The organism is Micromonospora sp. NPDC049523 (genome assembly GCF_040676775.1).
Classification (GTDB): domain Bacteria; phylum Actinomycetota; class Actinomycetes; order Mycobacteriales; family Micromonosporaceae; genus Micromonospora_G.
Genome location: NZ_JBFAPP010000007.1, coordinates 126,646 through 143,461, shown reverse-complemented (window position 1 = coordinate 143,461; position 16,816 = coordinate 126,646). Strand labels below are relative to the sequence as shown.

Here is a 16,816-nt window from a genome sequence, read left to right as displayed (position 1 = left end):
GTCGACTAGGGGGTTCGGTCGGCGGGCCAGTGACCGCGGCTGAGGTACGTGTCGCGCAGCACGTCCACGCGATCGGTCATGATGCCATCCACACCCAGGTCGAGTAACTCGTGCATCTCGGTGGATTCGTCGATCGTCCAGACATGCACCTGAAGTCCCAGGCTGTGGGCGTAGCGGACGAACCGCCGGTCGACCACCGGGATCCGCCCGTAGCGGACCGGCACCTGGGCGGCGACCACCGACGGCGGCAGCACCAGACGTCTGCCGGTCAGCGAGGCCAGCCGCAGCCGGGCCACCCCGCGCATGCCGAGCGAGGTCGCCACGGTCGGCCCGGCCAGGGCCCGCAGCCGGGTGAGTCGGGCGTCGCTGAACGAGGCGAGCAGCACCCGGTCCTGCGCGGCGGTGCGGCGTACGGAGGCGATGGTCGGCTCGATGCCACCGTCGGCCTTCACGTCGATGTTGAACCGCACCTGCGGCCAGCTGCCGAGCACGTCGTCCAGCCGCGGTACGGCAGCCGCCCCGCCGATCCGTACGCTGGTCAGATCGGCCCAGGTCAGGGCTGAGATGCGGCCGCGTTCACCGGTGAGCCGCTCCAAGGTCGAGTCGTGGAACACCACGGCCACCCCGTCCGAGGTGCCGTGTACGTCCGTCTCGACGTACCGGTAGCCGAGTTCGATCGCGCGACTGAACGCCTCGGCGGTGTTCTCGTCGCCTTCGGCCGCGCCGCCCCGGTGGGCGAAGGCCAGTGGCGTCGGCGCGTCGAGGTAAGCGAAGTGCGCTGTCACGCAGCGCAGTATGCCGCTCGGAGGTGGCCGTCGGGTGTCCGGTGGACGAGAAGAAGCTGGCCGGGATCCGGGGTGGTACGTCCTCGACAACCTCCGGGCCGGTAACTACCCTACTGGCTATGACTCCTTACGCACTGGATCCGGTGGCCTGGCAGGAGAGTTGGGACCGTCAGCAGGAGGCGTACCTGCCCGATCGGGAGGAACGCTTCGCCGCGCTGCTCGACACGGTTGCTGCCACCGCGGACGGACCCGCACCCGCGGTACTCGATCTGGCCGGCGGCACCGGCAGCATCTCACTGCGGGTGCTGCGCCGGTTCCCGTACGCGACCACGACGCTGCTCGATGTGGACCCGGTGCTGATGACGATCGCCCGGGAGTCCCTGGACCAGCGGTCCACCGTGGTCGCCGCCGACCTGCGCGCCCCGGACTGGGCGGCCGGATTGCCCCGCCAGGACTACGACGCCGTGCTGACCGCGACCGCGCTGCACTGGCTTCCCCGGGAACGTCTCGGCGCGCTCTACGCCGAGATCCGGCAGGTGCTACGCCCAGGTGGGGTGTTCGTCAACGTCGACACCATGCCCGACGACGGCCTGCCGGACCTGACGACCAGGCTCGGTGACCTGGCCCGGGGCCGCCGCCAGGCGCGCTACGCCGCCGGTGCGGTGCTGTCGTGGGAGGCGTGGTGGGATCACGTGGCGAAGGATCCGGTGCTGGGGCCGCTGCTCGAACAGCGGCGAGAGGTGTTCGCCGACCGGCACGCCACGGAGTGGACCCCGCCGATGTCGTGGCACCTCGACGCGCTGCGCGCGGCCGGCTTCACCCAGACCGGTCTGGTCTGGCGGGGTGCCCGGGACGCGGCCGTGGCCGGGGTCCGCTGAATCCCGCGCGGTCACGTGCCGCCTGCACGGTTTGCGCGGCGGTCGCCGCCTCGGCGGGAACCCGGCGTTGGTGAGCGCCGTCGAACGGTTCGTGAGGAACCTTCGCGGCGCCCACCCGGCAGGCGCGGTCACCGTGTCGCTCGGGCTCGTGGCGGTACTCGCCGGCTGCGGATCGGGCGGCTCGGTCGTGTCGCCGTTCCCGGCCCCGACGGCACCGGTGGTGGTCGCCGCGACCTGCCCGGCGCCGGTGACCGGCTCCGCGTCGCCGGGGCTGACGCTCGACCCGGGGCCGGCGGGCAACGTGCCGGCGGACTTCGTCGCGGTCGCCGCGCTGCGTTGCACCGTCGTCACCCCCGAACCGGCGGGCCCGACCGTGATCCGGGAGGAGCGGGTCGACGGCGCCGGACTCGACGGGCTGCTCGCCGCGCTGGCCACCCCGTGGGCGACGCGACGGGCCGAGGCGTGTCTGCTGGCGTTGCGGGTGTCCCCGTACGTTGCCCTGGTCGCCGCCGACGGCACCGCGATCCGCCCGGCGCTGCCCGTCGACGGGTGCGGTCAGCCGCAGGTCGAGGTGGTCGACGCCATCTCCGGCCTGCCGTGGCGGACGGTCCGCGAGAAGCAACGGTGACCGCGGCGGGGCGACCTGCGGGTCAGCCGCCCTGCGGTCCCCAGAAGCGGGCCAGGGCGCTGGTCGCCGGGTCGTCGGAGGCGGCGAGCGCGGTCCACGGGTCTTCCCCCGGTGGCACCTCCTCGGCCGCGTAACCGGCCAGTTCCGCGGGTTCCGGTGCACCGGTCCAGGCCGTCGTCGCGGGGTCGGGCGGGGTGTCGGCGTCGCCCAGGGTGGCCGGGTCGGCCCAGGGAAAGCCGTCGACCGGTTCCGGTACGGCTCCGGCGTCGAACGCGTCCGGGAACACCGGTTGCGGCCACGTGTCGGTGTCGGCGTACGGGTCGAGGTCGGGGTCGGCACCCACCGGCGCTTCGGCGGCGCCGAAACCGGTCCGGGTGTCGCCGTCGACCGGTTCCGACCCGGTGTCGGCGTCCGATGGACCGAGCCCCGCGTCCGCGTCGGTCACCGGGTCGGCGGGACCGAAACCGGTGTCGGCTTCGTGGTCGGCAGAGCCGAAACCGGTGTCGTAGTCGGGGGAGCCGGATCCGGTGTCGGGGTCTGCGGGGCCGAACCCGGTCTCGGCCGGGTAGTCGACGTCGGCGGTGAAGGGCTCGTCGCCGTACCCGATCGGCGCGGTGTCCGACGCGGCGCCGCCGAGGTCCTCCTCGCCGGCCCCGCCACCACCGGTGTGCTGGTCGTCAGCCGGGCCGAAGCCCTCGATCGGGTAGCCGTCGTCGGTGCCGTCGAAGTCCAGTTCCCCGGCCGGCTCCCCGCCGGGCTCGGTGTCGAACTCCGGCCCGTCGTCGATCCACCCTTCCCAGTGGTCGCCCATCCTGGTCACCCCCGCCCGTCACTGGCCGGCACCGGCGACAACGCCCGGGTCCGGGAAAGTACCTCGTCGACCTGCTTGATCCGGGCCCGCAGCGTTTCCCGTTCGGCCTGCAGCGCGGTGCGGCGACGGGCCCGGGTCGACTTGTCCTCGGCCATCGCCTTGTCGATTTCCGCGATGTGCGCGTCGAGTTCCCGCAGTCGCCGTTCGATCGCGTCGTCGAGGGCGAGGGTCAGCGCGTACTGCAGGTCGGTGAACCGGTGGGTGACCTCGTCGGAGAGTGCGGCGCGGGCCTCGGCGAGCACCTCCCGCAACCACACCCGGGCCTGCTGCCGGTCAGACTGCACCCGCCGCCGGTAGAGGATGAACGCCCCGGCGGCCAGCCCGAGGCCGAGGCCGGCGAACGGCACCAGCAGGCCGCCGCCGATGAGGGTTCCGGCGCCCAGGGCCGAGGCACCGGCCATCGCCCCCCGCCCGGCCATGAACGCCATCCCACCGGCGGACATGGCGATCATGACGTTGTCGGCGCCGCCGCCGTCACGCCGGGGCTTGCTGGCCAGCGCGTGCCGCAGGGTGGCGTTGAGCCGGCGCAGCACGAACTGCAACTCGTGCGGCGCGAACACCTGCGCCAGGGCCCGCTCGGCGACCTTGGCGAACCGGGACTCCAGGTCCCGCGACAGGCGTACGGACAGCGCCTGCAGGGACTCGTCGACCTTCCCCGGCAGGTTCTTGATCTCCTCACCCCGGCCGTGGTCGATGGTGTTGAGCAGTTCCTCCTGCAGGGCGCTCAGGTAGCCGCGCAGCAAACCGGTCACCTCGACCCGGGCCCGCTGGGTTTCGGTGCTCAGCGCCAGCGACCACTGTCGGGACTCGGTGCGTTTGCGGGCGCCGAGGGCGGCACGTTCGTCCTTGGCCCGGGTCACGTCCGCCGGTTCCGGGTCGGTGGCGCTCAGCCGCGCACCGATGCCCAGGTCCAGCCGGACCAGTTCGCTGCGGACCGTACGCAGCGCGTTCGCCCGGGCCAGCAGGTGTCCTTTGCCGGCGAGGTCGACGAGTGCGTGTTGCAGTTCGCCGATCCGGGATTCGCGCAGCAGTTCGGTGGCCGCGTCCGGTGGCAGCGTCGCGGCGAGTTCGGCGAGCCGGGCCGAGACGGGGAACCAGGCGGCAGTTCCGAACCGGGCGGCGTGTGCCTGCAACTGGGCCCGGTTGTCCGCCCAGATGGTCCGCCACCCCGGGTACGCGTCGGTTTTCGTCAACGCGAACACCACCAGGTTGACCCGTTTGCTGGCCTCGATGAGGAAGTCGAGTTCGGGTTTGCCGAACGGGGCGGAGGCGTCCACGACGAACAGCAGCGCGGTGGCCCGTTCGACCGCGTCCAGGGCGATCTCGGCGTGCACCGGGTCCAGCCCTCCGGTGCCCGGGGTGTCGACCAGGGTCAGGTGTTCCAGCAGCGGCGCCGGGTGCCGTACCTCGATCCGCCGCGGCGGGCGCATCCCGTCCGGCAGCATCCCGCCCGCGGTGCCCCAGTCGCGCAGGTCGGCCAGGCCGAGTTCGACCGGGTCCGTACGACCGGGCAGGAAGGCTCGGGCACCGGCGTCCGTCGACGGCACGAACTCCAGGTAGGTGCTGGTCGCCACCGCCACGTCGACCGGCGACAGCCCGGGCGCCCCGATGAGCGCGTTGACCAGCGAACTCTTGCCGCGTTTGGTTTCACCGACGACCACGATCGCCGGTCGGGTCACCTCCCGGCGCAAGGCGACGTCGACCTCGGCGGCCGCGTCCGGGTCGGCTTTGCGCAGGTACGCCAGCGACGTCTGCACCGCCCCGGCCAGCAGCTTGCCCAGCGCCTCCGGTCTTGCCTCCGCCGCCGCCGTCACCGTGCCTGCCCTTCGTAGCCGACCGCGGGTGGTACGGGCTGTGGTCGCGTACCGGCGCGGATTCGTTGCGAGAGTAAATAGAAACCGCGGTGGACGACCAGTGCCACCCGGGACTGGGCCGGACCGGACCCGGCGACCGCGTACACCCGCCACCGGGTCGCGGCGGCGAGCGCCGCGTCGGCCAGTTCCGGTGCCGTGGCGCCGGGGCGGTCGAGGATCCATTCCGGATCGGTGGACAGCGCCAGCCGGTTCAGTTCCCGTTCCATCGGTTCGGGCAGCTCGACCGTGCCGGTGCCGACGAGTTGGGCCACCTCCAGCAGCCGCAGCCGGTGGTAGTCCGGCTGTTGCAGCACCCGCTCGATCCCGTCGCGGAGCAGTTCCCGGTCCGCTGCCGCGGTGGCGTGGCTGGCTATCTTCTCCAGCGCCGACAGTGCCCAGCCGGCCTTGATCGCATCGGTACGCCACCGGAACGCCTGGTCGAGGGTGTTACGCAGGCGCGGCAGGCCGGACGCCCGGAACAGTGCCCGTACCAGGTCGCCGCTGGCCAGGTCCGGTACGGCGGCGAGCTGGGCGAGGGCGAACCCGATGCCGTACAGGTCCAGCAGGCGCAGCAGCCGCTCCCGTTGCGCCCGTGGCACGGCGCAGTCGCGGGTGGTGAACAGGTCGACCGAGGCGAGCAGGACGAGCCGTTCGGTGGCGGGCAGGCGCGACAGCGTACGCAGGGCCTCGCAGTCGGCGGCGGTCAGCCGCCCGGCTTCGGTGGTCTCGGCCAGCAGCCCGACCACCGGTACCACGTCGGACACCACCCGGCGCAGCACCCGGGCCTGGTCGGCGGCGAGTGGCCCGGCGACGGGCCACGGGTCACCGGTGCCGACGAGTTTGTCCACCTTGTTGAACAGGCCGAGGGAGTTGATCGGGTTGCTGGCCAGCCGGGCGGACACCGAACGGAACGCGGCCAGGGCCCGCACGTCGTCGTCGCGTACCGCCTGGGTGAACACGTAGACGATCGCCTCGGCGCCGGAGATCGCCCCGGTGGAGTCGTCGTCGATGTCGTCGTCGAACGGTGCGGCGTCGGTGTGCAGGAACCGGTTTGCGCCGTCGCTGACCGACGTGTTCGTCGAGGCCAGGCCGGGGGTGTCGACCACGGTCAGGTCCCGCAGGTGGTCGCTGGTCAGCGTCACGTCGACGTAGCCGATTTCGGCGCGCGGGACCCCGAGCCGGGACGGGATCATGCCGGATTCGTCCAACGGCAGACTGGTACGGCTGCCGTCGCGGCGGACCACGTCGACCCGGTCGGCGGTGCCGTAGCGGAACTGGGTGACGACCCTGGTGCACTCGCCGACTTCGGTCGGCGCGACCCGGCGGCCGATGAGCGCGTTGACAAGTGTCGACTTTCCGGCTTTGAGTCGGCCGGCGATCGCGACCCGCAACGGTTCGTCGAGCCGCCGCCGTACGCCGAACACCTGTCCCTGCAGGGAAACACCGAGCCGGGGACCCACCTCGTCGCAGAGCGCGGCGACGCGGGCGCCGAGCGGACCTGACCCCATGACTCGTCAGCCGGCGGTACGGTCGGCGACAATGGCATGGTCACGGCGGTCTTGCTCGCTCATATCGTTGGACGTCCCTCCGACGCGGCGACAGGGCGGGGGCGCCCCTGCCGGACCTCACACTACGAATATCCTGCCGGCGCAGGATCCCATGTTCGTGCCACCGCCCCCTGCGGTGGTGGCCGCGAGCCCTGGCGGGAGGACCCAGTGCGGCACGCACTCGGCGGCGTACCCGACGGCCGTGTCCACGGACACGAGCCGATCGACTCATCCGTGCGCGCCCTGCTCGACCGGGCGGCGGCGTTGCTGACCTCGCCCGGCCTGGTGGTGGTCCACGGTGGCCCCGGCAGTGGGCGCAGCACCGTGCTGTCCCGGCTCGGTGCCGCGTTCCACGGACCGGTGTTCGCCGCCGGTGGCCTGGCCACGCTGCAGTCGGTGCCGGCGTTCGCGCTCAGTCACGCGCTGCGGGTGCGGCTGCCGACCGGTGACCCGGCGCTGCTGGCCGAGGCGGTCCGGTCCCGGGTGCGTGGCGGGTTACTGCTCCTCGACGATCTGCAGTGGGCCGATCCGGCGACGCTCGCTGCCCTGGTGCCGTTGGCGGTGCACTGCCGGGTGGTGGTGGCGTTGCGTACCCCGCACCGGCTGCCGGTGTCGGCGGTGGCCGCGTTGCGTGCCGCGGCGGCGGGGTGGTTGGCCGTACCGGCGATGGATCCGGTCACGGCGGCGGAGTTGGTCCGGACCACCGCACCCGGTCTGGATCCGGGCACGGTCACCGACGTGGTCCGCCGGGCCGGTGGGGCGCCGCTGGCGGTGACGGTGCTGGCCCGGCAGGCGGCGGGCGGCCGTCCCGGTGCCGCCGACGTCGACCAGATCGGGTACGTCGTCGCGGCCGCCCTGGCCGACCTGACCCGCCCGGCTCGTACGGCGTTGGCCGCGCTCGGTCTGCTGGGGCGCCCGGCGTCCGCCGCGCTGCTGGGCTCCGGTGCCGACGAACTCGTCGCCGCCGCCCTGGTCACCGATCTGGGGGACGGGTCCGTCGGACCGGTGTCGGCGTACGTGGCGGAGGTCGCGGCCGGGATGCTCGACCCCGATGGGCGGGCGGCGTTGCACCGGCGGCTGGCGGACCTGGTTCCGGCCGGTGAGTCGGCCCGGCACCTGGCCGCGGCGGGGGACCACGCTGCCGCGTACGCCCGGGCTGTCGCCGCGGCCGGGGACGCGGGCAGCGCCGGGGAGCGGGCGGACCTGCTGCTGTTCGCGTGTGCCCTGCCGGACGTCCACCCGGACCCGGCGGTACGGGTCGACGCGGCCCGGGCCGCGCTGGCCTGCGGCCGTCCCCGGGCCGCCGTCCGGGTCCTGACCGCCGCCGCCCCGCTCGGCGTGGCCGCGTCGGTGCTGCGCGCCGAGGCGCTGGTGCAGCTCGGTGACCTGCCGGCGGCGTGGTCGGCGGCGGCACCGGTACCCGACTCGGCCGCCCCGGATCTCGTCGCCGCCCGTGACCGGGTGCTGCTCCTGGCCCGGCTCGGCGACGGCCCCGGCTCGGCGGTCGAGGCGCTGGCCGGGGTCGCCGCCCGGCACGGGGCACGACCGGCGCATCCGGGTCTGCGGGCGGCCTTCGCGGCGGTGCGTGCCGCGTCCCGGATCCCCGGCTGGGAGGAGTCACTGCGCGACGCGGTCGACGTGGCGTCGGCCGCCGGTGACGTGCTCGCCGCGAGGTGGAGCGCGTGGCTGCTGGTGGAGACGCTGCTCGCCGACGCCCGGCTGGTCGAGGCCGAGCGGACCGCCGCCTGGGCTGCCGCCGAATGCGCCTCCGACCTCGCCTACAGCTGGCAGACCCGGTTCCTCACCGTTTCGCTGTGGTGCGCGGCGCTGCGCCGCACGGGTACGGACCCGGACGAGGTGCTGCGCCGCGCCGGTGACCTGACCGACCGCACCCTGCCGACGCTGGCCCGGGTGTACGCGGTCGCGGCGGCGAGCCTGGTCGAGGCCGACGGCGGGCTGCTCGCCCCGGCCCGGGCCCGGTTGGCCGCCGCGGCGGTATCGCCGGGTGGGTTGCTGGACTGGGTCGGCCGGGAGGCCGCGTGGCTTGACGGGCAGCCGGAGCGGGCGGTGCCGGACGGCCCCGTGTCCGGTTCGCCGTTGCTCGACGGGCTGCGCCGGATCACCGCACGCTGGGCGGCGTACGACGCCGCCGTCGACCGCACCCCGGCACCGGTCGTGGTGGCGACGTTGCCGGTGGTGGACCAGACCCTGACGGCCTGGGACCGGGCGCCGCACGATCCGGCCGGTTTCACCCTGGCCGCCGCCGCCTGGCACGACGTGGCGGTCCGGGAGGAGGTGCGGTGCCTGCTGGCACACGGTCTGCATGATCCGGATCCGGGGCGGGCGGTGCCCGCGTTGCTGCGGGCCGAGCGGTTGGCGACCGACGCCGCCCTGGTGGTCCTGTCGGGGCGGATCCGGCGGGCGTTGCGGCGGCACTCGGTGCGCCGCGACAGCCGGGGACCGCGTACGGGCAACGCGCTCACCGACCGGGAACGCGAGGTGTTGCGTCTGGTCGCCGAGGGTGAGCCGACCCGCCGCGTCGCGGGTCAGTTGGGGGTGTCGGCGGAGACGGTGGAGACGCACATCCGTTCCGGTATGCGCAAGCTCGGGGCGCGTACGCGTACCGAGGCGGCGGCGTTGGTGCTGACCGGTGCGGTCGAGGTGCCGGGGCCGCGGGCCGCCGGTACGACCCGTCCGGTGTCGGAGGTGGGCCGGTGAGCGAGACCGATTCGCCGCGGTACGTGGTGTCCTCGGCGGTCGACGCCACGGCGGTGCTGCGCCGGCTCGCCCGCGCGGGCTGGTCGACCCGGGAGGGTTTCGCGTTGCCGGAGGGCGGGTGGGACCTGACGGCGGCGCGGGTGCTGTTGTACGGCCGGGTGCCGGATCTGGAGACCGCGCGTCTGGTGGTGCTCGCCGCCGCCCGGGGCGCGGGTGTGGTGGCGATCGTCGACGCGGGTGGTGACGTCGGCCGGGCCCTGCTGGCCGACCTGGACCGGCTCGGCGCGGTCTACCGGACCCCGGACGGCGGCCCCGAGGACGATTCCCCGGCTGCGGTGGTGCAACTCGTCCCCGAGCAGCGGGCACTGCTGGAGCGTCTGGCGAACGGGGAGACGATCGCCGCGGCGGCGGCGGCGGAGTTCCTGTCGCTGCGTACGGCGAATCGGCGCATCGCCCAGGCCCGTGACGTACTCGGCGTACGCAGCACCCGTGAGGCGGTGCTGGTGTACCTGCGCCAACGCCGCCCGGAGTAGCCGCGGGCTCCTATCCCGGGGGTGGGGTGCGCCGGTGCGCGCGGGTGGTCTCGGTGGGCCGGGTCGGGTCGCGGTAGCGGGGGCCGTCGGGTTCGTCGGGGCGCAGCGGCACCAGGGTGGCGGTGAGCGCGTCGATGATCCGGTCGGTGGCCCGCCTGGCCGCTCCGGGTACGGTCGGGTCGAGCCCGCCCAGGTCGACGGGTTCGCCGAAGTGCACCCGGATCACCGGGCGGCGTACGAGCGCCCGACCGACGGCGCGCAGCAGTCCCTTCGGCGTGCCGTACGGCAGCACCTCGTGGGCGCCCCACTGTGCGACCGGTACGACGACGCAGCCGCTGGCGAAGGCGAGCCGGGCGGCGCCGGTCTTGCCGCGTTCGGGCCACATGCCGGGGTCGAGGCCCATGCGTCCCTCGGGGTAGAGCAGTACCACCGATCCGTCGGTGACGGCGCTGGTGGCGGTGTGCAGGGACTCGCCGACCTCGGCGGTGCGTCGGTCGACGCGGATGTGGCCGCTGCGGCGCATGACGGTCCCGACGACCGGGGTGCGGAACAGCCCGCCGGTGGCCATGATCCGCGGTGCGATCCGGCGGACCTGGCAGGCGGCGGTGAGGACCACCGGGTCGAACGGGCTGATGTGGTTGGCGGCGAGGATCAGTGGCCCGTCGCGCAGTTGCTCGGGGACGTCGCCGGTGACCCGCAGGCGGGCGACCACGGCGACCAGGGCCCGGGCCACCACTTGCAGGAATCGCCAGAGCCGGGGTGCCCGCCAGCGGGGTTCGGTCGCGGTGTCCATCAGCCGCCGATCCTCGCACAGTCGGGGCCGGTGGGGGTCGCGGCTATCCGTGGCGGGGGAGTGTGGTCGAGCGCACGCCGCCGCCCCCCACCCTCATCTACGACGGTCGGTAGTATTTACTACAGGCCGTCGTAGAACCTGGGGGGTTCCCGTGGACGCGTTGGACGTCGCCCGCTGGCAGTTCGGTGTCACCACCGTCTACCACTTCCTGTTCGTACCGCTGACCATCGGGCTGTCGCTGCTCGTCGCCATCCTGCAGACCCTCTGGTACCGCACCGGCAACGAGCGCTACCTCAAACTCACCAAGTTCTACGGCAAGCTCTTCCTGATCAACTTCGCGATGGGGGTCGTCACCGGCATCGTGCAGGAATTCCAGTTCGGTATGAACTGGAGCGACTACTCCCGCTTCGTCGGCGACGTCTTCGGCGCCCCCCTGGCGATCGAGGCACTGCTCGCCTTCTTCCTCGAATCCACCTTCCTCGGCCTGTGGATCTTCGGCTGGGACCGGCTGCCCCGGCGCATACACCTCGCCACCATCTGGGCCGCCGCGATCGGCTCCACCCTCAGCGCCTACTTCATCCTCGCCGCGAACTCCTGGATGCAGCACCCGGTCGGCTACCGGATCAACCCCGACACCGGACGTGCCGAACTCACCGACATCTGGGCCGTACTCACCAACAAGGTCACCCTGGCCACGTTCCCGCACACCCTCGCCGGATGCTTCCTCGTCGCCGGCGCCCTGATGGTCTCGGTCGCCCTCTGGCACCTCATGCGCCACCGCAACACCACCGACGAGTCCTTGACCGCCGACCCCGCCGACACCCCGGCCACCACGGGAACGCCCGTGCACCGGATCCGCCGGTGGCGCAACCGGCGGCCCACCGCCACCCTCGCCGCGCACTCCGCGACCGACACCAGCGCGTTCCGGTTCGCCGCCAAGTTCGGCGCCATCGTCACCCTGGTCGCTGCCGTCGGCGTCCTGATCAGCGGCGACTTCCAAGGCAAGATCATGACGGATGTGCAGCCGATGAAGATGGCCGCCGCCGAAGGGCTCTACCACACCGAACAACCCGCCGCGTTCTCCGTACTGACCATCGGCAGCCTCGACGGCACCCGCGAGCTGTACGCCCTCAAGATCCCGTACCTGCTCAGCTTCCTCGGCACCGGCGACCCCCACGGCCAGGTCCAGGGCATCAACGACCTACAGGCCCAGTACGTCTCCGAATACGGCCCCGGCAGCTACACCCCGGTCATCCCGATCACCTACTGGAGCTTCCGCTTCATGATCGCCTTCGGGATGGCGGCAGCCGCGATCGCCCTGTGGGCGCTGTGGGCCACCCGCCGCGGCCGCACCCCCACCTCCCGCTGGCTGCTGCGCGCCGCGATCATCATGCCGATCCTGCCCCTGGCCGCGAACTGCTTCGGCTGGATCTTCACCGAGATGGGCCGCCAACCCTGGGTCGTCTTCGGGGAAATGCTCACCCGCGACGGCGTCTCCCGCAGCGTCTCGATGACCGAGGTCATCACCTCGTTCACCACCTTCACCCTGATCTACGCCACCCTCGCCGTGATCGAGGTCCGGCTGCTGCTGCGCTACGCCCGCGCCGGACTACCCGACGTCACCCCGCCACCCGAACCCGACGACGACACCGCCGACGAAGACCGGCCCCTCGCCTTCGCCTACTGACCCCGGAGCCCACAGTGGACCTCACCACCGTCTGGTTTCTGCTCATCGCCGTCCTGTTCACCGGATACTTCATCCTCGAAGGCTTCGACTTCGGCGTCGGCGCACTCCTACCCGTACTCGGCCGCGACGACCGCGAACGCCGCGTACTGATCAACACCATCGGGCCCGTCTGGGACGGCAACGAGGTCTGGCTGATCACCGCCGCCGGAGCGCTCTTCGCCGCCTTCCCCGAGTGGTACGCCACCCTCCTGTCCGGCTTCTACCTGCCATTCCTACTCATCCTCGTCGCCCTCATCGGCCGCGGCGTCGCCTTCGAGTACCGCCACAAGCGCCCCGACGCCCGCTGGAAACAACGCTGGGACGCCGTCATCACCGCCGGTTCGGTCATCCCCGCCGTCGGCTGGGGCATCATCTTCGCCAACATCGTCCGAGGCGTACCCCTGGACGCCAACCACGACTACACCGGCGGCCTCACCGACCTGCTCAACCCGTACGCCCTGCTCGGCGGCGCGACCACCGCGGCCCTGTTCCTCACCCACGGCGCCGTCTTCCTCGCCCTCAAGACCAACGGCGACATCCGCACCCGCGCCGGCAACCTCGCCGCCCGCATCACCCCGGCCGCGCTCGCCCTCAGCGCCGCCTTCCTCACCTGGACCCTCACCCAACGACACACCCCCACCGCCGTCGCCCTCGCCGTCGCCGCGGCCCTCGCCCTCACCGGCGCGTTCGCCGCCACCCTCGTACGCCGCGAAGGCTGGGCCTTCGCCGGCACCGCCACCGCCATCGGCCTGACCGTGGCGACCCTGTTCGCCGCCCTCCACCCGAACGTGCTGCCCTCCACCACCGACCCCGCCGGCACCCTCACCGTGCTCAACGCCGCATCCAACCCCTACACCCTCAAGATCATGACCTGGGTGGCGGTCATCTTCACCCCCGTCGTCCTCGCCTACCAGGGCTGGACCTACTGGGTCTTCCGCCGCCGCATCAGCGTCACCAACATCCCGCACTGACCACCCACACGAAACAACGCGCCCCCGGAATCGTCTCGGATTCCGGGGGCGCGTTGTTTCGTGTCGCACTCAGCCGACGTCGCGCAGCTCCGCCAACCGGGCCTCGATCTCGGCCAGCTCCGCCCGCAACTTCTCCGCCTGCTGCTCGGCCTCGCTGCGCTCCACCGACATGATCTGCTCGACCGCCTCGTGAACCCCCGGCACGTCGATCAACGACACCATCTTCAACGCCTCGACCGGCTTGATCACGTACGGCTTCGCCAGCGCCTTCGTGCCCTGCGTCGCCGCCAATGTCCACTCCCCGTCGGCGTACGCGAGCGTCACCGTCAACCCCGCCGGACCCTTCGGCCGGGCCGGCTTCGCCACCGCCCGCCGGGCCGGCTTCGCGTCCGCCTCCACCGGCGCCGCCACAGAACTGTCCACCGCGGTCACAACAACCTCCTCGCGTGGCGCCGGCACCGGCGACCTGACAACCATGAACTCCGGCTCCGGTGCACTCTCCACCGGCTCCGCCGCCTCCGCCTTCGGCTCGGCCCGACGACCCGTCGCCCCACGCGGCGGAATACTCAAATCGGTGGGGGAGAAGGGCAGCTCGTCACGACCGAACCGCACCACCACCCACTCGTCGGACGTCGCCGGGTCGGTCAACTCCACCACCTGACCGATCTGCCCGGCGATCTGCCCCGCCGCCTCGGTGAACATCACCTTCGGCTTACGACCACCGGCCAACGTGTCCCGGATGCTCTGCAACTCCTCGGTGGACAACCCTCGGACAGCGGTATGCGCGGCAGCCATCAGATCCTTCTTCCGTACACCTGTTTGATTTCCTGCCTTCCTACCAGCCCGATCCGACAACGTCGAACCGACCCCACCCCCCGGACACTCACCGGTCCACCCGCGACGCCAACACCCGCAGCGCCCGATCCGCGTGCCCGTTCATGTCCAACTCACCCCGAATCACCTCGACCACCCGACGATCGACACCGATCACGAACGTCATCCGCCGGGTCACCAACGACCCCGGAGCCAACCGCCGCCGCACCCCGAACCGCCGCGCCACCGCCCCGTCGACATCCGACAACAACGGATAGTCGAACCCGTGCAGGTCCGCGAACTCCCGCTGCCGGTCCACCGAATCCGGGCTGATCCCCACCCGGTGCGCACCCAGGCGGGTGAACTCCGCACCCAGATCCCGGAAATGACAACTCTGCGCCGTACAACCCCGACTCAACGCCGCCGGATAGAAGAACACCACCACCGGACCGGTGGCCAGGAAGTCGGACAAACGCCGGGGCGTACCCGTCTCGTCCGGCAACACGAAGTCGTCGACCAGATCACCAACACGCAGACCCTCGGCCACCCGCCCACCTCCCGCGACACCACACCGCCGCGCGGAACGCCCGACAGTGCGCGAAGCGTACGCCGTGCCCCACGTCACCACGATCACCCCGCACCGGGGCACCCACCACCGGTTAACCTCACCCCACACCCAGGGGAGGCCACGATGAACCCGGTAACGGTCGTCACCGGCGGCAGCCGCGGCATCGGCGCCGCCACCGTACGACAACTCGCCCGCGCCGGACACCACATCGCCCTCTGCTACCGCGCCGACGCCGACGCCGCGGCCGCCGTCCTACGCGACGTCCACGAAGCCGGCGTACGCGGCATCGCCGTCCAAGCCGACACCACCGAACCCGAACAGGTCGCCCACCTCTTCGACGCCGCCACCGAACTCGGCGACCTCACCGGCCTGGTCAACAACGCCGGCGTCACCAGCCAGATCGGCCCGTTCGTCGACCTCACCCTGACCGACCTGCGTCGCGTCGTCGACGTCAACCTGATCGGCTACATCCTCTGCGCCCAGCAGGCCGCCCGCCGGATGACCGGCGCGGGCGCCATCGTCAACGTCTCCTCAGCCGCGGCGACCATCGGCAGCCCCGGCGAATACATCCACTACGCCGCCGTGAAAGCCGCCATCGACACCCTCACCATCGGGCTCGCCAAGGAACTCGGCCCCCGCCAGATCCGGGTCAACACCGTCTCACCCGGCACCATCTGGACCGACCTGCACACCGTCTCCGGCGCACCCGACCGACCCGCCCGGGTCGCCGAACGGGTCCCGCTCGGCCGCGCCGGCCAGGCCGACGAGATCGCCGCCGCGATCGTCTGGCTGCTCAGCGACGCCGCCTCCTACACCACCGGGGCGACACTCCGGGTCGCCGGCGGCCTCTGAACCACGTCCGCACCCTCCGCCGCACCCCGGCAACGCCGAACGTCGTCGTCGCGGTGACGCTCACCGCCCTGGGGCGCGCTCGCCCGCGTCCCGCCCGTCGCCACCGACCTGATCTCCCGACCCGCCGTGACACCGGTGTAATTCCGCCCGCCGCCGCCACGATCGCCGCCGCCACCCTGGGCAACGTCGGACCGACGTGGCACCATCACGCAGGTGACCAGCAGATCCACCGCGGCCCAGCAGCTCCTCGACCTCGCGCGGCTGCGTCGCGTCCGCGACCGGATCGACCGGGAGTACGCCCAACCGCTCGACGTCGAAGCCCTCGCCCGCGGCGTGAACATGTCCGCCGGACACCTCAGCCGCGAGTTCCGCCGCGCCTACGGCGAGTCACCGTACGCCTACCTGATGACCCGACGCATCGAACGCGCGATGGCACTGCTGCGCCGAGGCGACCTCAGCGTCACCGAAGTCTGTTTCGCGGTCGGCTGCGCGTCGCTGGGCACCTTCAGCACCCGCTTCACCGAGCTGGTCGGTATGCCGCCCAGCACCTATCGCAGCGAGGCGGCACGCGCGACGGTGGGGCTGCCGTCGTGCCTGGCCAAACAGGTGACCAGACCGATCAGGAATCGAGAAGCCCCGGTCACGCAGCCACAGCTAGCGTGACTGCCATGGACATCAGCATTCACGCGAGCTTCCTCCCACACGACGACCCCGACGCCGCCCTGGCCTTCTACCGCGACACCCTCGGCTTCGAGGTCCGCAACGACGTCGGGTACGGCGGGATGCGCTGGATCACGGTCGGACCCGTCGACCAGCCCGGCACCTCCATCGTCCTGCACCCACCGGCCGCCGACCCCGGCATCACCGACGACGAGCGCCGCACCATCACCGAGATGATGGCAAAGGGCACCTACGGCGGCATCCTTCTCGCCACCAAGGACCTCGACGCCACCTTCGAGCGACTGCAGGCCAGCGACGCCGACATCGTCCAGGAGCCGACCGAACAGCCGTACGGCGTACGCGACTGCGCCGTACGCGATCACGCGGGCAACCTGATCCGCATCCAGCAGCTACGCTGAGCTGCCCGGCGGTACGGCAGCTCCCCACGTCGCATCTAGGCTTACGCGGGTGCCCCGCGGACACCCGAGCGGCAGCGCAGGGGCCGGTGCGACGCGCCCTTCGGGCGGACGAGCCATGATCGGGCCGACGACCCCAACCTTCACAAATAGCCCAAAACAGATCGAATCGTGGTCAGGCGGCGTCGACGGGGGACCGCACGG

Annotated in this window: 16 protein-coding genes; 9 read left to right on the top strand and 7 right to left on the bottom strand. The window is 72.4% G+C overall.

The window, feature by feature from the left end:
* Positions 1–5: 5 nt before the first annotated feature.
* Entirely contained in the window at positions 6–785 is a 780-nt protein-coding gene (locus AB0J90_RS13030; RefSeq protein ID WP_363595318.1) for a glycerophosphodiester phosphodiesterase, read from the bottom strand.
* A 119-nt stretch (positions 786–904) separates the two neighbouring features.
* Here AB0J90_RS13030 and AB0J90_RS13025 point away from each other — a divergent pair, with 119 nt between their 5' ends.
* Together AB0J90_RS13025 and AB0J90_RS13020 are read left to right on the top strand one after the other, a co-directional pair.
* Positions 905–1,663 (top strand): class I SAM-dependent methyltransferase, encoded by a 759-nt coding sequence (locus AB0J90_RS13025; RefSeq protein WP_363595316.1) that lies wholly within the window; start codon positions 905–907, stop codon positions 1,661–1,663.
* A gap of 91 nt (positions 1,664–1,754) precedes the next feature.
* Positions 1,755–2,291, top strand: coding sequence for a hypothetical protein (locus AB0J90_RS13020; protein ID WP_363595314.1), 537 nt, complete (start codon positions 1,755–1,757; stop codon positions 2,289–2,291).
* A 22-nt stretch (positions 2,292–2,313) separates the two neighbouring features.
* Here AB0J90_RS13020 and AB0J90_RS13015 read toward each other — a convergent pair whose 3' ends face one another.
* The 3 genes from AB0J90_RS13015 to AB0J90_RS13005 are packed head-to-tail and all read right to left on the bottom strand — an operon-like array spanning position 2,314 to position 6,523.
* On the bottom strand, positions 2,314–3,102 hold the full coding sequence (locus AB0J90_RS13015; protein WP_363595312.1) for a hypothetical protein: 789 nt from the start codon (positions 3,100–3,102) through the stop codon (positions 2,314–2,316).
* A 5-nt stretch (positions 3,103–3,107) separates the two neighbouring features.
* The gene (locus AB0J90_RS13010) at positions 3,108–4,976 is read right to left on the bottom strand and encodes a dynamin family protein (protein ID WP_363595310.1); all 1,869 of its coding nucleotides are present in this window, start codon (positions 4,974–4,976) and stop codon (positions 3,108–3,110) included.
* On the bottom strand, positions 4,973–6,523 hold the full coding sequence (locus tag AB0J90_RS13005; RefSeq protein ID WP_363595308.1) for a dynamin family protein: 1,551 nt from the start codon (positions 6,521–6,523) through the stop codon (positions 4,973–4,975). Before AB0J90_RS13005 ends, AB0J90_RS13010 begins: the two co-directional genes overlap by 4 nt.
* 207 nt (positions 6,524–6,730) lie before the next feature.
* Between AB0J90_RS13005 and AB0J90_RS13000 the strand changes: the two genes are divergently transcribed.
* A complete protein-coding gene (locus AB0J90_RS13000) occupies positions 6,731–9,280 on the top strand; it encodes a helix-turn-helix transcriptional regulator (RefSeq protein ID WP_363595306.1) in 2,550 nt (849 codons plus the stop codon).
* Positions 9,277–9,813 (top strand): LuxR family transcriptional regulator, encoded by a 537-nt coding sequence (locus AB0J90_RS12995; RefSeq protein WP_363595304.1) that lies wholly within the window; start codon positions 9,277–9,279, stop codon positions 9,811–9,813. Before AB0J90_RS13000 ends, AB0J90_RS12995 begins: the two co-directional genes overlap by 4 nt.
* Before the next feature lie 10 nt (positions 9,814–9,823).
* Here the strand turns inward: AB0J90_RS12995 and AB0J90_RS12990 are convergent, their stop codons facing one another.
* Positions 9,824–10,606: a lysophospholipid acyltransferase family protein gene (locus AB0J90_RS12990; protein WP_363595302.1), complete on the bottom strand. Its 783-nt coding sequence runs from the start codon at positions 10,604–10,606 to the stop codon at positions 9,824–9,826.
* On the opposite strand from AB0J90_RS12990, the gene AB0J90_RS12985 reads away from it, so the two are divergent.
* Both AB0J90_RS12985 and cydB read left to right on the top strand, forming a co-directional pair.
* Complete coding sequence (locus AB0J90_RS12985; RefSeq protein WP_363595300.1) at positions 10,503–12,293, top strand: cytochrome ubiquinol oxidase subunit I; 1,791 nt, start codon at positions 10,503–10,505, stop codon at positions 12,291–12,293. The two genes, AB0J90_RS12990 and AB0J90_RS12985, sit on opposite strands and share 104 nt — an antisense overlap.
* Before the next feature lie 14 nt (positions 12,294–12,307).
* Entirely contained in the window at positions 12,308–13,303 is a 996-nt protein-coding gene (gene cydB / locus AB0J90_RS12980) for a cytochrome d ubiquinol oxidase subunit II (RefSeq protein ID WP_363595298.1), read from the top strand.
* Between the two features lie 69 nt (positions 13,304–13,372).
* Here cydB and AB0J90_RS12975 read toward each other — a convergent pair whose 3' ends face one another.
* Both AB0J90_RS12975 and AB0J90_RS12970 read right to left on the bottom strand, forming a co-directional pair.
* Positions 13,373–14,098: a hypothetical protein gene (locus AB0J90_RS12975; RefSeq protein ID WP_363595296.1), complete on the bottom strand. Its 726-nt coding sequence runs from the start codon at positions 14,096–14,098 to the stop codon at positions 13,373–13,375.
* Positions 14,099–14,186: 88 nt separating this feature from the next.
* Positions 14,187–14,663 (bottom strand): peroxiredoxin, encoded by a 477-nt coding sequence (locus tag AB0J90_RS12970; RefSeq protein ID WP_363595294.1) that lies wholly within the window; start codon positions 14,661–14,663, stop codon positions 14,187–14,189.
* Between the two features lie 144 nt (positions 14,664–14,807).
* Here AB0J90_RS12970 and AB0J90_RS12965 point away from each other — a divergent pair, with 144 nt between their 5' ends.
* The 3 genes from AB0J90_RS12965 (at position 14,808) to AB0J90_RS12955 (ending at position 16,615) form a co-directional block, all read left to right on the top strand.
* Positions 14,808–15,536, top strand: coding sequence for an SDR family oxidoreductase (locus AB0J90_RS12965; RefSeq protein WP_363595292.1), 729 nt, complete (start codon positions 14,808–14,810; stop codon positions 15,534–15,536).
* 213 nt (positions 15,537–15,749) lie between these two features.
* Positions 15,750–16,199: a helix-turn-helix transcriptional regulator gene (locus AB0J90_RS12960; protein ID WP_363595290.1), complete on the top strand. Its 450-nt coding sequence runs from the start codon at positions 15,750–15,752 to the stop codon at positions 16,197–16,199.
* Positions 16,200–16,204: 5 nt separating this feature from the next.
* A complete protein-coding gene (locus AB0J90_RS12955) occupies positions 16,205–16,615 on the top strand; it encodes a VOC family protein (protein ID WP_363595288.1) in 411 nt (136 codons plus the stop codon).
* The last annotated feature ends 201 nt before the right edge of the window (positions 16,616–16,816 follow it).

Coding starts and splice junctions, on each gene's coding strand:
- AB0J90_RS13025 (WP_363595316.1), top strand. CDS start 905: ATGACTCCTTACGCACTGGATCCGGTGGCCTGGCAGGAGAGTTGGGAC.
- AB0J90_RS13015 (WP_363595312.1), bottom strand. CDS start 3,102: ATGGGCGACCACTGGGAAGGGTGGATCGACGACGGGCCGGAGTTCGAC.
- AB0J90_RS13005 (WP_363595308.1), bottom strand. CDS start 6,523: ATGGGGTCAGGTCCGCTCGGCGCCCGCGTCGCCGCGCTCTGCGACGAG.
- AB0J90_RS12990 (WP_363595302.1), bottom strand. CDS start 10,606: ATGGACACCGCGACCGAACCCCGCTGGCGGGCACCCCGGCTCTGGCGA.
- AB0J90_RS12975 (WP_363595296.1), bottom strand. CDS start 14,098: ATGGCTGCCGCGCATACCGCTGTCCGAGGGTTGTCCACCGAGGAGTTG.
- AB0J90_RS12965 (WP_363595292.1), top strand. CDS start 14,808: ATGAACCCGGTAACGGTCGTCACCGGCGGCAGCCGCGGCATCGGCGCC.
- AB0J90_RS12955 (WP_363595288.1), top strand. CDS start 16,205: ATGGACATCAGCATTCACGCGAGCTTCCTCCCACACGACGACCCCGAC.